Annotated in this window: 17 protein-coding genes; 7 read left to right on the top strand and 10 right to left on the bottom strand. The window is 70.7% G+C overall.

Annotated features, from left to right (window positions below):
* The first annotated feature begins 14 nt into the window (after positions 1–14).
* Positions 15–965, top strand: coding sequence for a WYL domain-containing protein (locus MRBLWH7_RS06965; protein ID WP_342000524.1), 951 nt, complete (start codon positions 15–17; stop codon positions 963–965).
* A gap of 91 nt (positions 966–1,056) precedes the next feature.
* Positions 1,057–1,905 carry an SDR family oxidoreductase gene (locus MRBLWH7_RS06960; protein ID WP_342000522.1) on the top strand — a complete coding sequence of 283 codons (849 nt, stop codon included), beginning with the start codon at positions 1,057–1,059 and terminating at the stop codon, positions 1,903–1,905.
* Between the two features lie 21 nt (positions 1,906–1,926).
* Here MRBLWH7_RS06960 and MRBLWH7_RS06955 read toward each other — a convergent pair whose 3' ends face one another.
* The gene (locus tag MRBLWH7_RS06955; RefSeq protein ID WP_342000520.1) at positions 1,927–3,108 is read right to left on the bottom strand and encodes an acyltransferase family protein; all 1,182 of its coding nucleotides are present in this window, start codon (positions 3,106–3,108) and stop codon (positions 1,927–1,929) included.
* Positions 3,109–3,236: 128 nt separating this feature from the next.
* On the opposite strand from MRBLWH7_RS06955, the gene MRBLWH7_RS06950 reads away from it, so the two are divergent.
* The 3 genes from MRBLWH7_RS06950 (at position 3,237) to MRBLWH7_RS06940 (ending at position 6,173) form a co-directional block, all read left to right on the top strand.
* Positions 3,237–4,121 carry an alpha/beta fold hydrolase gene (locus MRBLWH7_RS06950; RefSeq protein ID WP_342000517.1) on the top strand — a complete coding sequence of 295 codons (885 nt, stop codon included), beginning with the start codon at positions 3,237–3,239 and terminating at the stop codon, positions 4,119–4,121.
* A gap of 200 nt (positions 4,122–4,321) precedes the next feature.
* A complete protein-coding gene (locus MRBLWH7_RS06945; protein WP_342001951.1) occupies positions 4,322–5,521 on the top strand; it encodes an LLM class flavin-dependent oxidoreductase in 1,200 nt (399 codons plus the stop codon).
* Between the two features lies 1 nt (position 5,522).
* A complete protein-coding gene (locus MRBLWH7_RS06940; RefSeq protein WP_342000515.1) occupies positions 5,523–6,173 on the top strand; it encodes an FMN reductase in 651 nt (216 codons plus the stop codon).
* Between the two features lie 3 nt (positions 6,174–6,176).
* Here MRBLWH7_RS06940 and MRBLWH7_RS06935 read toward each other — a convergent pair whose 3' ends face one another.
* Both MRBLWH7_RS06935 and MRBLWH7_RS06930 read right to left on the bottom strand, forming a co-directional pair.
* The gene (locus MRBLWH7_RS06935) at positions 6,177–6,998 is read right to left on the bottom strand and encodes a DNA/RNA non-specific endonuclease (RefSeq protein WP_342000513.1); all 822 of its coding nucleotides are present in this window, start codon (positions 6,996–6,998) and stop codon (positions 6,177–6,179) included.
* 43 nt (positions 6,999–7,041) lie between these two features.
* Entirely contained in the window at positions 7,042–7,650 is a 609-nt protein-coding gene (locus tag MRBLWH7_RS06930) for a VTT domain-containing protein (RefSeq protein WP_342000511.1), read from the bottom strand.
* Positions 7,651–7,789: 139 nt separating this feature from the next.
* On the opposite strand from MRBLWH7_RS06930, the gene MRBLWH7_RS06925 reads away from it, so the two are divergent.
* The gene (locus MRBLWH7_RS06925; RefSeq protein ID WP_342000510.1) at positions 7,790–9,772 is read left to right on the top strand and encodes a glycosyltransferase; all 1,983 of its coding nucleotides are present in this window, start codon (positions 7,790–7,792) and stop codon (positions 9,770–9,772) included.
* 18 nt (positions 9,773–9,790) lie between these two features.
* Here the strand turns inward: MRBLWH7_RS06925 and MRBLWH7_RS06920 are convergent, their stop codons facing one another.
* From MRBLWH7_RS06920 to MRBLWH7_RS06905, 4 genes are all read right to left on the bottom strand, one after another.
* On the bottom strand, positions 9,791–10,447 hold the full coding sequence (locus tag MRBLWH7_RS06920; protein ID WP_342000509.1) for a hypothetical protein: 657 nt from the start codon (positions 10,445–10,447) through the stop codon (positions 9,791–9,793).
* Positions 10,444–11,811, bottom strand: a complete 1,368-nt coding sequence (locus MRBLWH7_RS06915; protein WP_342000508.1) for a glutamate decarboxylase — start codon at positions 11,809–11,811, stop codon at positions 10,444–10,446. Before MRBLWH7_RS06915 ends, MRBLWH7_RS06920 begins: the two co-directional genes overlap by 4 nt.
* 159 nt (positions 11,812–11,970) lie before the next feature.
* Positions 11,971–12,663: a response regulator gene (locus tag MRBLWH7_RS06910; RefSeq protein WP_342000506.1), complete on the bottom strand. Its 693-nt coding sequence runs from the start codon at positions 12,661–12,663 to the stop codon at positions 11,971–11,973.
* The gene (locus MRBLWH7_RS06905) at positions 12,660–13,925 is read right to left on the bottom strand and encodes an ATP-binding protein (RefSeq protein ID WP_342000504.1); all 1,266 of its coding nucleotides are present in this window, start codon (positions 13,923–13,925) and stop codon (positions 12,660–12,662) included. Before MRBLWH7_RS06905 ends, MRBLWH7_RS06910 begins: the two co-directional genes overlap by 4 nt.
* A gap of 181 nt (positions 13,926–14,106) precedes the next feature.
* Between MRBLWH7_RS06905 and MRBLWH7_RS06900 the strand changes: the two genes are divergently transcribed.
* The gene (locus tag MRBLWH7_RS06900; RefSeq protein ID WP_342000502.1) at positions 14,107–15,558 is read left to right on the top strand and encodes a cation:dicarboxylase symporter family transporter; all 1,452 of its coding nucleotides are present in this window, start codon (positions 14,107–14,109) and stop codon (positions 15,556–15,558) included.
* Between the two features lie 43 nt (positions 15,559–15,601).
* On the opposite strand, the gene MRBLWH7_RS06895 is transcribed toward MRBLWH7_RS06900, so the two are convergent.
* Genes MRBLWH7_RS06895 through MRBLWH7_RS06885 form a run of 3 tightly spaced genes read right to left on the bottom strand, consistent with a single transcriptional unit; the run spans position 15,602 to position 16,124 of the window.
* The gene (locus MRBLWH7_RS06895) at positions 15,602–15,787 is read right to left on the bottom strand and encodes a hypothetical protein (RefSeq protein WP_342000500.1); all 186 of its coding nucleotides are present in this window, start codon (positions 15,785–15,787) and stop codon (positions 15,602–15,604) included.
* Positions 15,788–15,800: 13 nt separating this feature from the next.
* Positions 15,801–15,932, bottom strand: a complete 132-nt coding sequence (locus tag MRBLWH7_RS06890; RefSeq protein WP_342000498.1) for a hypothetical protein — start codon at positions 15,930–15,932, stop codon at positions 15,801–15,803.
* Positions 15,933–15,941: 9 nt separating this feature from the next.
* Entirely contained in the window at positions 15,942–16,124 is a 183-nt protein-coding gene (locus MRBLWH7_RS06885) for a DUF5302 domain-containing protein (RefSeq protein ID WP_342000495.1), read from the bottom strand.
* Positions 16,125–16,385 lie beyond the last annotated feature (261 nt).

Below are 16,385 nucleotides of genomic sequence, written 5' to 3'. Positions count from 1 at the left end.
GTGAGTCGAGCGACATGGCCGACACATCCGCGCGGATGCTCGCGCTGCTGGCTCTGCTGCAGAGCCGCCCGCGGTGGCCCGGTCCGGAATTGGCGGCGCGCCTGGACGTTTCGGTGCGCACGATCCGCACCGACATCGAGCGCCTGCGCTCCCTCGGCTATCCCGTCGAGGCCGAGCGGGGCCGCGCCGGGTCGTACCGGCTGGCGGCGGGCGGCAAACTGCCGCCCCTGCTCCTCGACGACGAGGAGGCAGTCGCTGTGGCCATCGGGTTGCGCGTGGCCCGCGGGGTCGCCGGCGTGGATGAGGCCGGCGCCCGCGCGCTCGCGAAGCTGCTCCAGGTGCTGCCCGAGCGACTGCGGCCGACCGTCGACGCGGTCGCCGCGACGATCGACAGCGGGCCCGAGAACGTCGGCACCGACGCGCCCGACCCCGAAGTCGACTCCCAGGTGCTCGCCGCCGTCGCTCAGGCCGTGCACGCCGGGGAGTGGCTGCGCTTCGACGATCGCGGCATCCCGCGACGTGTGGAGCCGTACCGACTGCTCAGCTGGCAACGCCGGTGGTACCTCGTCGCGCGCGATCCCGACACCGGGGAATGGGAGACGTTCCGGCTGGACTGGATGGAGCCCCGCATGCCGACGCGGCGCCGCTTCGACCCCGTCCCGGTGCCGGGGGGAGACTTCACCGCCTTCGCCCTGCGGTCGATCGCGGCCGGCGGATGGATCGTGCACGCGCGACTGCGGATCGCGGCGCCTGCGGAACGGGTGATCGCGCGTATCAATCCGACGGTCGGGGTGGTCGAGGCGGTGGACCCGTCGACCTCGGTGCTCGTCACGGGTGCCGACAGCCTCGAGACGATCGCCGCGTACATCGGGATGCTGGGCATGGACTTCACGGTGGACTCGCCGCCCGAGCTCCTGCCGCACCTGCGGCGACTCGCGGAGCGCTATGCGCGTGCCGTGGGCTGACGGTGGTCCGCCGTCACGCGATGGACTTTCCCCCACCGGGTCGCCGCGCGCGACCGTTGCGCCCGGACGGTCCGTCCGGTACTCGTTGTGCATGACGCGTCCCCCACGCAGCGTGCTCGTGACCGGCTGTTCCACCGGCATCGGCCGCGAGACGGCGTCCCTCCTCGCCCTGCGCGGCTGGCGCGTCTACGCCACGGCTCGCCGCCTCGACGCGATCGCGGATCTCGAGAGGCACGGATGCCGCCTCCTCGAGCTCGACGTCACCGACGAGGCCTCCCGCGCCTCCGCCGTCCACGCGGTCCTCGAGACCGAAGGCGCGGTCGGGGTGCTGGTCAACAACGCGGGCATCAGCGAACTCGGTGCGACGGCGGCCATGCCGGTGGCCCGCGTCGAGCGGATGTTCGCGACCAACGTGTTCGGCATGCTGAGCCTCACGCAGCTCGTCATCCCCGGAATGCGCGCTCGCGGCGCCGGGCGCATCGTGAACATCGGCTCGATGAACGGGCGCTGGATGATGCCGGGCATGGGCGCATACGCCGCCACCAAGCACGCGCTCGAGGCGTTCACCGATGCTCTCCGCTACGAGCTGCGGCCGTTCGGCATCCAGGCGTCGCTCATCGCGCCGGGCATGGTCACGACCGGCTTCGGTCACACCGCCGCACAGCACAGCGAGGACGCGATCGACGACCCGCAGTGGGCGGACTTCGCCGCCCGCGTGGCCGAGCTGACGCTGACCTGGGACGCCGGACCGCGCGCCCGCCTCGCGTGTTCGCCGCGCGAGGTCGCGGAGCGTGTGGTGCGCGCGGTCGAGTCGCCGCGGCCGCGTGCCCGGTACAGGGTCGCGCCGTCGGCGACGATGATGCTGGCGCTGCGGCGCGTGCTGCCGGAGCGGTCGTTCGAAGGCGTGCTGCGCACCCAGTTCCCGTCCCCGCGACCCTGAGCCGGCGACGTCGCCGAGGTCTCAGCCGTTCTGGCGCGGATCGGGTCGCGGCATCCGTGGCTGCTCCCGCGGTCGGCGCGATCCGGTGGGGTCGCTGCGCCGCCCCTCGCGGCGCGCCAGGGTGCGATCGGCGAACAGCCACGTCGGGCGCGGTTCGACCAGCGGACGGAAGATGCGGCGCACGGGCTTCGTCGCAAGGCCCAGCGCGATGAGCACGGATCCGACGATCACGAGTGGCAGCCAGAGCCACGTCGGCTCGGCGTTGCGCAGCAGGCCGTTCTCGCGGAACGGGTACAGCACGAAGGAGTGCAGAAGGTAGACGTACATCGTGTACTGGCCGAAGTGCGTCCACCAGTGGGTCTCGCGCGGCACGAGCGCGAAGAACGCGGTCGACAGCACCACGGCGACGACCATCAGCGCGAGGCGCACGCCGCCCGCCCACCACTGGGTGCCGCCGATCGAGGCGTAGTTCTCGTCGTAGAACAGCCATTCGCGCAGGTTCATCGCGCGCCAGTCGTCGACGAAGAACCACGCCGCCCAGCCGGCGACGGCGAAGAGTGCGAGGCCTCCGGCGAGCACCCACCAGGGCCGGCGGTCGAGCAGCCGGAGGCGCGCGACGACGTCGTGCTCACGCAGCCACCACCCGAGTGTGAAGAACGGCAGCAGGCCGAGGGTCCGCGACAGCGAGAACGTCGAGCCGATGTTGGGCAGGTAGCCGGCGCCGATCGAGATCACGACGGTCCACAGCAGCGGCCAGCGCAGCAGCGCCAGGTAGGGGAGCACGAGCCGGAAGATGCCGAGCGCGAGGAGGAACCACAGCGTCCACGAGGGCTGGGTGATGTTCGGGTTCGCCTGTCCCTCGACCAGCCACTTGGTCAGGGTCCACAGCCCTTCGAACACGATGTACGGCACCAGGATGTCGGTGATCACGCGTGCCATCTGCGTCTTGGTCGGGGCATCCGACTTCGAGAAGTAGCCCGAGATGATCGCGAACGCGGGCATGTGGAAGGCGTAGATCACGAGGTACAGCCCCAGCGCGATATCGGAGTCGTACGTCAGACGCTGGACGGCGTGGCCGAGCACGACGAACACGATGCACGCGAAGCGCGCGTTGTCCCAGAACGGCGTGCGCCGCCGCGGACGGGCGATGGACCCCGTCGGGGTGGTGGTGGTCGCCGTGGGCGGAACGCTGCTGCCGGTCATCGTCACCTCTCGCCGGGGCGCAGACCAGACTAGCCGCGTGCGCCCGTCGGCGCTGTCGCGTGACACCGACTGCCCAACATGGCGGGCGCTGCGACTCCGAGCGCGCTCGCCACGATAGTCTTCGCGCGATGACGACGATCGACGACGCTCTCGACGACGACCGGGCGATTCCCGATATCGACTGGCGGGTGTTCCCCGACGGCACGATCCGAGACGTGCTCGCGGCGCCGAGCGGCGGGCTCGCCCGGGTGCGCCTCGGCGACGACGACGCTCCTCGGGTTGTGCTCGTGTCGGGCGTCGCGGGTTCCAAGGAGGACTTCGTCCGGCTGTTCCCCCTGTTCGCGAGCGCCGGGTACCGCGTCGAGTCGTTCGACCTCGCGGGTCACTACGGCTCGGCGGCGGCCGGTCCCGAGAACCTCGAGCCGCCCCGCGAGCACTACGACTACCGGCTGTTCCTGGACGATCTCATCGCGGTGCTGGAGGACGGGTCGACACCGGCTCACGTGCTCGGCTACAGCTTCGCGGGTCTGCTCGCCGAGCTGGCGCTCGTCGAGCGGCCCGACCTCTTCGCCAGCCTGACGCTGATGGCCGCTCCGCCCGCGACGGGCCAGGTGTTCCGAGGGGTGAAGCACATCGGGCCGATTTCCGACATGCCGCCGCATCGCGCGGCCGGTCTGATCCTCTGGGGGATCCGCTACAACCTCAATCGCACACCGCCGCTGCGGATCGCGTTCGTCCGCGAGCGCATGGCCGTCACGCGGCGGCCCGCCGTCGACGACGTCGTCGCGCTGATGATGGCGATGCCCGACATCGCGAACGACGTGGCCGCCGTGGACATCCCCAAGCTCATCGCCGTCGGCGAGCAGGACCTCTGGCCGACCACGCAGCACGCCGCGTACGCCCAGCGCATCGGCGCGCGCCTGGCGGTCTACGAGACCGGGCACGCGCCGTGCGAGACCGCACCGCACCAGCTCGTGCGGGACATGCTTCGACTCTTCGCCGACGCGCGATGACAGGGGACGGGTGCTGCGGGCTGCAGCCCGACTGACGCACTCCTCGTGCTCCGCGGCATCCGTTTCGAAACGGTCCGGAATATTCTTGGTGCGCACACGTTGCACGAGATACATTCATTTGCATGGATTCGCACGACGGAGAACCCGCACGGCGAAAGAGCGGAGAAGCGATCGTGAGCGAGAGCACCACGTGGTCGGGAATGCAGTTCGGCATCTTCACGGTGAGCGACATCACCCAGGACCCGACCGACGGAACCACACCCAGTGAGGCGGAGCGGATCAAGGCGACCCTGAAGATCGCCCAGCACGCCGAGGAGGTGGGCCTCGACGTGTTCGCCCTGGGCGAGCACCACAACCCGCCGTTCTGGTCGTCGTCGCCGACCACGACGCTGGCATACATCGCGGCGCAGACCGAGCGCCTCATCCTGTCGACGGCCACGACACTCATCACCACGAACGACCCGGTGAAGATCGCCGAGGACTACGCGATGCTGCAGCACGTGTCGGACGGTCGCACCGACCTCATGATCGGTCGCGGCAACACCGGCCCGGTCTATCCGTGGTTCGGCAAGGACATCCGCCAGGGACTGCCCCTCGCGATCGAGAACTACAACCTGCTCCACCGCCTGTGGCGGGAGGACGTCGTGGACTGGGAGGGTCAGTTCCGCACGCCGCTGCAGGGCTTCACGTCGACCCCGCGCCCCCTCGACGGCGTCGCGCCGTTCGTGTGGCACGGCTCGATCCGCACGCCCGAGATCGCCGAGCAGGCCGCGTACTACGGCGACGGCTTCTTCGCGAACAACATCTTCTGGCCGAAGGAGCACTACCAGCGCCTGATCCAGCTGTACCGCCAGCGCTACGCGCACTACGGCCACGGCACTCCCGAGCAGGCGATCGTCGGCCTCGGTGGGCAGGTGTTCATGGCGGCGAAGTCGCAGGACGCGGTGACGCAGTTCCGCCCCTACTTCGACAATGCTCCGGTCTACGGTCACGGCCCCTCCCTCGAGGACTTCAGCGAGATGACGCCGCTCACGGTCGGCTCGCCGCAGCAGGTGATCGACCGGTACGCCGCGATGCGTGAGACGTACGGCGACTACCAGCGCCAGCTCTTCCTGATGGACCACGCGGGCCTGCCCCTCAAGACCGTGCTCGAACAGCTCGACATCCTGGGCGGCGAGGTGGTTCCGGTGCTGCGCAAGGAGCTGCAGAAGAACCGTCCGGCGGAGGTCCCGGATGCCCCCACCCACGCGGGCCTCGTGGCCGCGACCTACGGCGACGAGGCGCCGCGCCAGGCGGTGCCCGGTGCGAACCGCGGCGACAACCTGGTGGGCGCGAGCCCGTACCAGGACACTCCGGCGCCTGCGGGCGCGGCGTTCGGCCTCGGCCGGAAGGAGGCGTGACATGACCACCTCCGCACGCCGCATCGCCGTGCTCTCGGCGGGGCTGTCGAACCCCTCGTCGACCCGCATGCTCGCCGACCGGCTGGCCGCCGCGACCGCGAAGCAACTCTCCGAGCGCGGCATCGAGATCGAGGTCGACGTGTTCGAACTGCGCGACTACGCGCACGACATCACGAACAACCTCCTCACGGGGTTCGCGCCTGCGGCCCTCGAGTCGGTGATCAACGCGGTCGTCTCGGCCGACGCGGTCATCGCCGTCACGCCGATCTTCTCGACGAGCTATTCGGGGCTCTTCAAGTCGTTCATCGACGTGCTCGACCCCGACGCGCTCACCGGCAAGCCCGTGCTGATCGGCGCGAATGCGGGCACCGCTCGCCACTCGCTGGCGATCGACTACGCGATCCGGCCGCTGTTCACCTACCTGCACGCAGAGCCCGTGTCGACCGGCGTGTTCGCGGCGTCGAGCGACTGGGGTGCGTCGGCCGACAACGTCGCCCCGCTGGGCGAGCGCATCGACCGCGGCGCCCGGGAGCTCGCCGACGCCATCGTGCGTCGCCAGCCGGCCTCCGACTCCGATCCGTTCGACCCCGCCAACTACCTCGGCGAGGGGCGCTCGTTCGGCCACCTGCTCGGCGGGCTCGCGGGGGAGTAGCCCTCAGCCGAGAACGACATCCTCCGGTTCGCGGAGGGGGCGCCACGCGCTCTCTCCGCGAACTGTCGTCTGGGCGAGCACGTCCGCGTCGACGAGGGCGCCGAGATCGACGCCCGACATCTCCTCCATGTCGGCGATCCGCACCTGGAACGTGCGGAAGGCGCCGAGCGTCGGCACGTCGAGCACACCCCGCCTCAGGTCGATGAGCTCGGACTGGTCCAGTACGAAGCCCGCTGCCGCGAGGCGCGACACGCCGTCTTCCCGTGTCGTCCACGCGGCGACCTTGAAGAACCGTCGCGGGACACGGATGCCGCGGTACGGCGGGTCATCCTCCGCCAGCACCGGTGCGGTGAAGACACTGATCCGCTCGTCGGTGGTGTCCGCGAATTCGAGCACGTGGTCCTCCAGCCCGAGCCAGAGCTCCTTCGACTGGTTGAACCCGCTCGCCTGCGGCGCCGCGTTCGGATACCTGAACGTCGCCTCCGTCGCCCGGCGGGCCTCTTCCTCCGTGCCCCAGCCGGGATCGCGGCGGCGCACCAGGTGTCCGCGATCCAGATCGTTCGAGGAGTAGACCGCCGGCCCCGCCTGCTCCGCCGCGGGGATCCGAGGATCGAGGTCCCAGTCTCCGGTCCGCGGCGGATCCTGCAGGGCCGCGCCGTCGATGTTCACTCCGGTCACGGCCGCGAGCCGGCGCTCGGGATCGAGCAGCACGGTGAACCGCGGGTAGGTCAGCTCTCGCACGTCGCGCCCGTCCCGGGGACGGGGGAGCGGAAGCGGGATGCCGAGGAAGGCGTCGTCGTATGCGTCCGAGGTCACGTCTGTCACGGCCCCATCATGTCGCCATCGGGCGACATCGTGTCCCCCTCGCTCACTCGCCCTCGGTCGCCCGCCTCGCGCCCAGCCGCCGGGCGAGGACCGCGTCGATGGCGAGGCCCAGTCCGACCGCGAATGCCACCGAGACCACGACGGCGACGACGGGGCCGCCCGGGACCAGCGTCGCGACGACGGCTCCGACGAGGGCCTGGTAGATCGCCCACGCGAGCGCGGCGAGTCCTGCCACCGCGAGATATCGGGGCGCAGGCAGTCGCGTCGCTCCTGCCGTCAGGTTGACCGCGAGTCGCGCGAAGGGGATGAACCGGGCGGCGAACAGCACCAGGGCCGCGCGACGCTCCAGACGCAGCCGCGCCCACGCGAAGGCCGTCCGCGCGCGTGACGTGCGCATCCAGCGCCATCGCTCGAGGCCGATGGTCCGGCCGACGACGTAGCACGCCGCGTCTCCCGTGAGCGCGGCCGCCGCGGCGACGAGCACGATCGCCGCGAGCGCGGGCTCGCCCTGCGACACGGCCAGGGCGCCCAGCGCGGTGACGGCCGCCTCGCCCGGGATCACCACCAGGAACGCGTCGCCCAGCACGAGCACGAACAGCAGCGGCAGCGCCCACGCGCTCGACGCCACCGTCGTGAGCAGGTCCTCGGCCATGTCTTCTTGGTAGCCGCCCGGGGTGAACGGCGACCGAACGGGGCACGTCCGGTGACCCGCCGCGGTGCATCCGGTGAACTCTTCCGCGCGGACGCCGGATCGCGGCATCCGTCCCCGTCCGTCCCGTCACCCTGGAGGCGTGAGAGTCGCACTGCTCGCCGAATCGTTCCTGCCCCACATGAACGGGGTGACGGGGTCGGTGCTCCACGTCCTCCGGCATCTCGCCGCCGAAGGACACGAGACGCTCGTCATCGCACCGCGCGCCGGTGAGATCACCACGGATCTCCACGGCGCCCGCACCGAGCTGCTGCGCTCGGCGCCGCTGCCGTCGTATCCCGAGGTGCGCGTCGTGTTCGCGCGCGCCGCACGGCTGACGGCGATCCTCCGCGAGTTCCGGCCGGATGTGGTGCATCTGGCCTCGCCGTTCCTGCTCGGCTGGCAGGGTCTCGCGGCCGCCGACGCGCTACGCGTGCCGACGGTGGCCGTGTACCAGACCGACGTGGTCGCATACGCGCAGAAGTATGGGATGCCGCAGGCCGCCGCGCTCGTCGGCCGCCACATCGGGCGCCTGCACCGGCGGGCGACCCTCACCCTGGCGCCGTCGTCCGCGTCGCTGCGGCAGCTCGAGGGCCTCGGCGTCGATCGCCTGCGTCTATGGCGCCGCGGCGTCGACATCGAGCGCTTCGGCCCCGAGCGGCGCAGCGACCGCTGGCGCACGCGCATCGCGCCGGACCGGACGATCGTCGGTTACGTCGGCCGCCTCGCTCCCGAGAAGCAGGTCGAGGATCTCGCCGCGGTCGCCGGGCTGCCCGGCACCCGCCTCGTCATCGTCGGCGACGGGCCGGCGCGCCCCGCGCTCCAGCGCGCGCTGCCGGAAGCCGTCTTCACCGGGCACCTGACCGGGCTCGCGCTCGCCGAGGCGCTCGCGAGCTTCGACGTGTTCGTGCACCCCGGAGAGAGCGAGACGTTCGGCCAAACGATCCAGGAGGCGCTGGCGAGCGGCGTGCCCGTCGTGGCGACCGGCGTGGGCGGCCCCGTCGACCTCGTGCGTTCCAGCGTCGATGGCTGGCTCTACCGCCCCGGCGACCTCGGAGACCTGCGCGCGCAGGTAGCCGACCTCGTCGGCGACGACGGCAAGCGACGCGCCTTCGCGGCCTCGGCCAGCGAATCGGTGCGCGAGCGCACGTGGGACGCGGTGTGCAGCCGCCTGGTCGAGCACTACGACGAGGCACGGATGCTGCGCCCCATCGACGACGCGCAACCCCGGCGCGGCGAAACCCGGCCGGCGGTGCCGACGCCCGCACCGCGGCGCGAGTGGTCGAGGTTCGTCGCGCTCGGCGACTCGATCACTGAGGGACTCTGCGACGCCTCGCGCATGCCGGCGGGGAGGTATCGCGGCTGGGCGGACCGGCTCGCGCAGCTGCTCGCGCACGCGGGCGGATCGGGCGAGCCGTTCCGCTACGCCAACCTCGCCGTCCGGAGCCGCCGGGTGCGGCACGTGGTGAGCGAGCAGCTTCCGCAGGCCCTCGCCCTCAGGCCGCAGCTGGTCTCGATCCTCATCGGGGCCAACGACCTCGTCGCTCGCCGCGTCGACCCCCTCGCCGTCGCCGGCGACCTCGAGCACGCCGTGCGGGCGCTGCGCGAAGCCGGCATCGATGTGCTCCTCGTGACGCCGTTCCTCCCGCGCCGGCGACCGGCGCGGCTGTTCGCGCGCCGGTTCGCGGTGTTCTCGTCGGAGCTGCGTCGCATCGCCACGGCGACGGGCGCGGTGCTGCTCGACACCGACGCGTTCCTCGACGCCCGTGGACTCCCGGCGATCGGCGACCTCGACCTCTGGGCCGACGACAAGGTGCACCTGCGCCCGCGCGGTCACCGGTACCTCGCGTACCGCGCGGCCGAGGCGCTCGGAGTGCCCGACGCCGAGGCGCTCGGCGAGCTCGACGCCAGCCTGCACGCCGACGATGCGGTACTGCCGGGCACGTGGCTGCGGCGCGACGCCCTGCCTTGGGTGTGGCGCCGCCTGCACGGACGCACGGCCGGCGACGGGCTCGTCGCCAAGCACGCCCACTACGTGCTCATCGCCGGCCCCGGTGACGTGCCTGCTCGCGTGCACGCCGGCTGAGGCATCCGTTCAGTCCTCTCACTCCGCCTCCCCGATCGTGCGGCGCGCCAGAAGAGCGGCCGCGAAGAAGCAGAGCGCGCCGAGGCCCGTGCCGATGTTCGCCCACAACGGGCTCAGGAGCTCGCCGGTGGACGGCACGACGAACGCCGCGACCGCCGAGACGCCGAACGCGATCGACCCCAGGAGGTTGAGGCCGGTGCCGTGCCACGTGCGCGCGTCGCGGTCCCACAGCGTTCCGCGGTCCTTCGTCGCGACCACCGCGAGCACGCTGGAGACGAGAAAGGCCGCCGAACCCCATGCATCCGGCCGCCATCCCGCGCCCACGTAGTCGGGATCCGTGATCGCGGCGATCAGAGCGGCTGCGGTCGACACGTTGAACAGCAGCGTCCCGGCGAACTGGATCGCCGCCGCCCACCAGTCCGCGCGATCCGCCCGGTTCATGCGGGCGTCGGGCGTGCGGCGCCCGCTGAGCAGCAGCTGGATGAGGCCTGCGGTCGTGAAGAAGATCGATCCGGCGAAGAACGTGATGTTCGCGCCGACCGGCCCCGTCCACGCGGCATAGGCGGGGACCACGCCGATGAAGAACAGCGCCGAGCCGACCGCGAAGCCCCACGACTCCCGCCGGAGCCGCTTGATGCGCTCCGCGGCCGGATCGGCCGGTCGTCGTGCGCTCAATGGTGGAAGCCGGCACCGATGCCGGGGTGCGGCATGGGGCTGTCGAGCGAGTCGAGGAACTCCGTCTCACTGCGGATGTCCTTCAGGAGGTCCTCGGCGAGGTCGCGGCTGAGCCCGTTGCGGCACACGATGCGCATCACCGTCTGATCGGACAACTCGCCCGACAGCGGGTAGGCGGGTACGAGCCATCCCTTGATCCTCAGCCGCTCCGACAGGTGGTAGAGCGTCCACTTGTCGGTGTGGCCAGGGGTGAGCCGCCAGGCGAACACGGGGATGTCGGTGCCGTCGCTCAGGAGCTCGTAGGCGTCGAGTTCGGCGATGGCCGACGACAGGTACACGGCGACATCCTGCGAGGCCTGCTGGATCGCGGTGTAGCCGGCACGGCCGAGGCGAAGGAACCGGAAGTACTGCAGCAGCACCTGCGTGCCGGGCCGCGAGAAGTTGAGCGCGAAGGTGGGCATGGATCCGCCCAGGTAGCTCACCTTGAAGACGAGGTCGTCGGGCAGCGCCGCGGCGTTGCGCCACACCACCCACCCGACGCCCGGGTAGACGAGTCCGTACTTGTGGCCAGACGTGTTGATGGACTGCACGCGCTCCACCCGGAAGTCCCACTCAAGGTCGGGCTGCAGGAAGGGCGCGATCATGGCGCCAGATGCGCCGTCGACGTGCATGGGGATGTCGAGCCCGGTCTTCGCCTGGATCTCGTCGAGCTTCGCGGCGATGGCCTTCACCGGCTCGTACGCGCCGGTGTACGTCACGCCCACGATCGCGACGACGCCGATCGTGTTCTCGTCGACATAGTCTTCGAGCCCCGTGCCGTCCATGAGTGGGTTCGCCTCGGTCACCGGGATCAGCCGCATCTCGACGTCGAAGTAGTTGCAGAACTTCTCCCAGCAGACCTGGACCGCCGAGCTCATGATGAGGTTCGGCTTCTCCGTGGACTTCCCCGCGGCGCGGCGCGCGTGCTGCCAGCGACGCTTGAGCGCGAGGCCGCCGAGCATGCACGCCTCCGACGAGCCGATGGTGGAGGTGCCGATCACATCGTCGTTGTCGGGCACGTTCCACAGGTCGCCGAGGATGCGCCAGCAGCACTCCTCGATGGCGGCTGTCGCCGGATACTCGTCCTTGTCGATCATGTTCTTGTCGGCCGATTCGACCGCAAGCCGGTTGGCATGGTCGTCCATCCACGTCCCGACGAACGTCGCGAGATTCAGCCGGGCATTGCCGTCGAGCATCGTCTGGTCGCGGATCACGCGGTACGCCGTCTCGGGCAGCATCTCCCCCTCGGGGATGACGTTGTACCTCGCGGTCGTCGCCTCGCCGGCTCGGGTGAAGGTGGGCTGGAGTGCCTCGTCCTGGTACATGCATCCTCCATCGGTGGGCGGACCGGGCGCGCGGGTGCGCGTCGGAGTCTGCGATTCACCGCACCCCCCGGTCGGTCCTTCGGTGCCGAAGCTATACCGCGGAGGGCGCGACGTCATCCCTCAGTTCGCGTGAGAGGGGGATGCTCCGTGTCTGTTCGCCTACGGAACGGACGGATGCTGCGCCCACGCGTACTCGGACTCCGGTCGTCCGCGCGTGCCGTAGCGGGCTGCGCGCTGCGCGCGGCCCTCGGTCACCATGTGCTCGAGGTAGCGGCGCGCGGCCACCCGCGACATCCCCAGCCGTTCCGCCGCCTCGGCGGCCGAGACCGGGCCGCGCTCGCGCACCTCATCGCTGATCCGTGCGAGTGTGTCGGCCGAGAGCCCTTTGGGCAGCGCGACCGGCGTGGCCGGTCGGAGCGCTCCGAGGAGCGCGTCGATCTCGGCCTGCGTGGGCGCGCCGGCGGCCTGGGCCGCGCGACGCCGGAACTCGAGGTACTGCTCGAGGCGCTCGCGGAAGACCGCGAAGGTGAACGGCTTCACGAGGTACTGTGCGACGCCGAGCGACACCATCTGGCGCACGACGTCGGCGTCCCGGACGCCGGTGATCGCGATGACGTCCACGGCTGCGCCACGCGCCCGCACGTGCCGCAGCACATCGAGGCCGGTGCCGTCGGGCATCGTGACGTCCAGCAGCACGAGGTCGATCTCGTCGCCGCGCTCCAGCACCGCATCGATCGCCGCGCGCGCACCCGTGCACTCGCCGACGGCTTCGAAGCCGTCCAGGCGTCCGAGGTAGTCACGGTGCAGCTCGAGGGTGAGCGCGTCGTCATCGACGAGGAGGACCCTGATCACGTCGCCCTCGCCGGCACGGTCACCACGAACGCGGTGGGTTCCTGGTGCAGCTCGACCGCGCCGCCCGCACTCGTCACGATCGAGCGGACCAGCGCGAGACCGACACCTCGCCCCTCGGCGCCGCCGGGCTTGGTGGAGAACCCGTGTTCGTAGATGCGCTCGCGCAGCGCCTCCGGGACCCCGGTGCCGCTGTCCGACACCTCCATCCGCAGCGCCGCGGGGGAGGACGCCGTCGCCCCGAACACGATGCGCGCCCAGCGCGGCGCGTCGCCGACGGCCGCAGCATCCATCGCGTTGTCGATGAGGTTGCCGACGACAGACACCGCGTCGACCGGCGTCAGCACGCTGCGGGGCGCGTCCGGGTCGATCTCGGCCGACCACTCGATACCGCGCTCGCGCGCCTGCGCCGCCTTGCCCAGCAGCAGAGCCCCCACTGTCGGGTCGCCGCCGCGACGTGCGGCGACCTGATCGACGAGCGCCTGAGACTGCCGCGACGTCTCGGTGAGGATCTCGATCGCCTCGCCCGTGCGGCCGAGCTCGAGCAGCGACACCGCGGTGTGCATGCGGTTGCCGTGCTCATGGGTCTGCGCGCGCAGCGCCTCACCGAGGGTGCGCACCGACTCGTATGACGCGACGGCGTCGCGGATCGTCCCGGCAGGCAGGTCGCCCGCGACGCGCCGCGTCGTGCGGCGTGCGAGCCACGCGCCGACCAGTCCCGCCGCGAGCAGCGCGAGCGCGATGGATACGACGAAGGGCAGTCGCGGCAGGATCTTCGACCAGATGCTCCCGATGGTGACGCCGACCGAGACCCACCCGACGAGTTCGCCGTCGGCGGTCACCGGCACGATCGTCCGCACCGACGGCCCCAGGGTGCCGGTGAACTCCTCGGTGAAGATGCGCGGTGTGGTCGGGATCGTGCCGAGATAGTGCCGGCCGATCTCTGCGGGGTCGCGGTGGCTGACGCGGATGCCGTCGGGGGTCATGATCGTCACGAAGTCGAGGCCCGTCCGCGCCATCACGTCCGCGGCGAGCGGTTGAAGCGTCTCGGAGGGGGCCGGCGCGCTCAGGGACTCCGCGACCTCCGGCAGGGACGCGAGCGACGTCGCGACGGCCCGCGTCACCTCCTCCGCCTCACTCCGCTCGGAGCGCTCGGCGTCGACGACGAGCACGGCTGCGAGGGCGGCGACGATCACCGCGGCCGTGAGGGCGACGACGACGAACACGCGCGATGCCGCGCTGCCCTGCGTCGTCCTCGCTGACATGGCTCTCCTCGTCGATGCCGCCGCATCCATCCTCGCCCGTGGAGGGCGATGCGGGGGAGCCGGACGCGCGACCAATACGACCGTAAATCGCCGTCGGCGCGCGCGGCGCGCACGCTGTCTCACACGCCGCACTCTCGAGCGGCACCCGGAACACCGCCGTTTCATCCCGCAGGAGGCAATGATGGCTCTCTCGACCCGCACCACGTCGTTCACGCTCCCCGGCTTCAACTGGAGGCGCGGCAAGCAGGCGTGGGACAAGCACACCTGGCTCTACCTCTCGGTCATCGCCGCCGTCGTCCTCGGGGCGATCGTCGGCCTGGTCTGGCCCGACGTCGGCGTCGCCCTGAAGCCGCTCGGCGAGGGATTCGTCGCCCTCATCAAGATGATGATCGCGCCGATCATCTTCTGCACGATCGTGGTGGGCGTCGGCTCGATCGCGAAGGCGGCGACCGTCGGCAAGATCGGCGGCCTGGCGCTGCTGTACTTCATGGTCATGTCGACGTTCGCGCTCGCCATCGGCCTCGTCGTCGGCAACCTGCTGCACCCGGGCGAGGGTCTCAACATGGCGAACGCCACCTACGAGGCGACCGCCGAGGCGAAGACCACGCAGGAGTTCATCCTCGGCATCATCCCGACGACGTTCTTCTCGGCCTTCACCGGCGAGAGCGTGCTGCAGGTGCTCTTCATCGCGCTGCTCGTGGGCTTCGCGCTGCAGCAGATGGGCGACAAGGGCGCGCCGATCATGAACGCGGTCAAGCACCTGCAGGCGCTGGTGTTCCGCATCCTGGGGATGATCCTGTGGCTCGCACCCATCGGAGCGTTCGGCGCCATCGCCGCCGTCGTCGGAAACACGGGCATCGCCGCGATCTGGGCCCTCGGCACGCTGATGATCGCGTTCTACATCACGTGCGTGCTGTTCATCGTGGGTATCCTCGGCACCCTGCTGTACGTCGTCACCCGCGTAAACATCTTCAGCCTCATCAAGTACCTGGCGCGCGAGTACCTGCTCATCGTCGGCACGTCGTCCTCCGAGTCGGCCCTGCCGCGCCTCATCGCGAAGATGGAGCACCTCGGGGTCTCCAAGCCCGTGGTGGGCATCACCGTGCCGACGGGCTACTCGTTCAACCTCGACGGCACCGCGATCTACCTGACGATGGCGTCGCTGTTCATCGCGAGCGGCATGGGCGCCCCGATGTCGATCGGCCAGCAGATCGGCCTGCTCGTCTTCATGATCATCGCGTCCAAGGGCGCGGCGGGCGTCACCGGCGCAGGCCTCGCGACCCTCGCGGGAGGTCTCCAGGCGTACCGGCCCGACCTCGTGAACGGCGTCGGCGTCATCGTGGGCATCGACCGGTTCATGTCGGAGGGCCGCGCGATCACGAACTTCACCGGCAACGCGGTCGCGACCGTGCTGATCGGCACGTGGACGAAGGAGTTCGACCGCCCCCGCGCGCGCCGGGTCCTCGCCGGCGAGCTGCCGTTCGACGAGACGACGCTGTCGGGCGACGGCCACGACGGGATGTCGCCCGCCGCAGACGCCGTCGGCGTGCAGGGTCTCGAGGAGGCCGCGATCACCGAGGCGGAGGCCAAGGAGCGCCGCGCTCGCGAGCGCGAGGAGCTGCTCTCGCGCTGAGCGGACGGAACGGGCGGGCGCGGGCAGACCCGCGCCCGCCCGTTCACTCGCCCGGGCTGATCTCGCCCGCTTCGATCGCCGCCTCGCGTTCCTCGAACTCGAGGTCGTCGACGTCGTCCTCGACCGCTTCGAGCGGATCGATCGTCGGCGGCGGCAACTCGAATTCCACGCTGTCGTCGACGGGTACGTCCCGCTCGTCGTCGGGGATGCGCTCCCGGAAGTCGCTCATGGCCGCCTCGCGATCATTCCTCGCCGTACGGCGGCAGCTCGTCTTCCTCGATCTCGCCCTCCAGCGGAGGGGCGTCCGAGCCGTCCAGGTCGGGCAGCTCTTCGGCCTCGTTCGAGATCTCGTGGAAGGTCGGGTCGAAGACCATGACCTCCTCCTATCCGCTCTTGCGACGGAACTCGCGCTTGGTAACCGCCCCGTGTGTGCCGTGGATGGCCGAATCGCCGTCCATGTGCGACTCGCCCTGACGGTGGTTCGCGTTCTTCTTGTCGAGTGCTTCTTTGAACTTTCGCTTCATCTCATCGGATGCCGCAGACGCCGGCTTCTCGTCGGTGCTCATGCCCCCACCCTAGGCGCGGCATCCGACGCTCGCCAGGGTGGGGGCTATCGGGGACGCTGCTGATAGGCTTGGGAAGGTTGCCGTGTGGCAACCGCCCAATTCCACATGTGAGCACTGTGCTTCATATGGGCACTGTTTCATATGGGCACTGTGGAGCAGGCCGGCAGGAAGCTGGTCCCCTGTGGTGGATTCCCCGCCGATCGACGTCGGGTGATCTTCTACTGGTGACCAGCGCTGGCGAACCCCGCGGCACTCCCGCGC

Source organism: Microbacterium sp. LWH7-1.2 (assembly GCF_038397755.1).
Lineage (GTDB): Bacteria > Actinomycetota > Actinomycetes > Actinomycetales > Microbacteriaceae > Microbacterium.
Note: the sequence above shows the minus strand (reverse complement) of the source record. Positions and strands in the feature narration are given on the sequence as shown.

Coding starts and splice junctions, on each gene's coding strand:
- MRBLWH7_RS06965 (WP_342000524.1), top strand. CDS start 15: ATGGCCGACACATCCGCGCGGATGCTCGCGCTGCTGGCTCTGCTGCAG.
- MRBLWH7_RS06960 (WP_342000522.1), top strand. CDS start 1,057: ATGACGCGTCCCCCACGCAGCGTGCTCGTGACCGGCTGTTCCACCGGC.
- MRBLWH7_RS06955 (WP_342000520.1), bottom strand. CDS start 3,108: ATGACCGGCAGCAGCGTTCCGCCCACGGCGACCACCACCACCCCGACG.
- MRBLWH7_RS06950 (WP_342000517.1), top strand. CDS start 3,237: ATGACGACGATCGACGACGCTCTCGACGACGACCGGGCGATTCCCGAT.
- MRBLWH7_RS06945 (WP_342001951.1), top strand. CDS start 4,322: ATGCAGTTCGGCATCTTCACGGTGAGCGACATCACCCAGGACCCGACC.
- MRBLWH7_RS06940 (WP_342000515.1), top strand. CDS start 5,523: ATGACCACCTCCGCACGCCGCATCGCCGTGCTCTCGGCGGGGCTGTCG.
- MRBLWH7_RS06930 (WP_342000511.1), bottom strand. CDS start 7,650: ATGGCCGAGGACCTGCTCACGACGGTGGCGTCGAGCGCGTGGGCGCTG.
- MRBLWH7_RS06915 (WP_342000508.1), bottom strand. CDS start 11,811: ATGTACCAGGACGAGGCACTCCAGCCCACCTTCACCCGAGCCGGCGAG.
- MRBLWH7_RS06905 (WP_342000504.1), bottom strand. CDS start 13,925: ATGTCAGCGAGGACGACGCAGGGCAGCGCGGCATCGCGCGTGTTCGTC.
- MRBLWH7_RS06900 (WP_342000502.1), top strand. CDS start 14,107: ATGGCTCTCTCGACCCGCACCACGTCGTTCACGCTCCCCGGCTTCAAC.
- MRBLWH7_RS06895 (WP_342000500.1), bottom strand. CDS start 15,787: ATGAGCGACTTCCGGGAGCGCATCCCCGACGACGAGCGGGACGTACCC.
- MRBLWH7_RS06890 (WP_342000498.1), bottom strand. CDS start 15,932: ATGGTCTTCGACCCGACCTTCCACGAGATCTCGAACGAGGCCGAAGAG.
- MRBLWH7_RS06885 (WP_342000495.1), bottom strand. CDS start 16,124: ATGAGCACCGACGAGAAGCCGGCGTCTGCGGCATCCGATGAGATGAAG.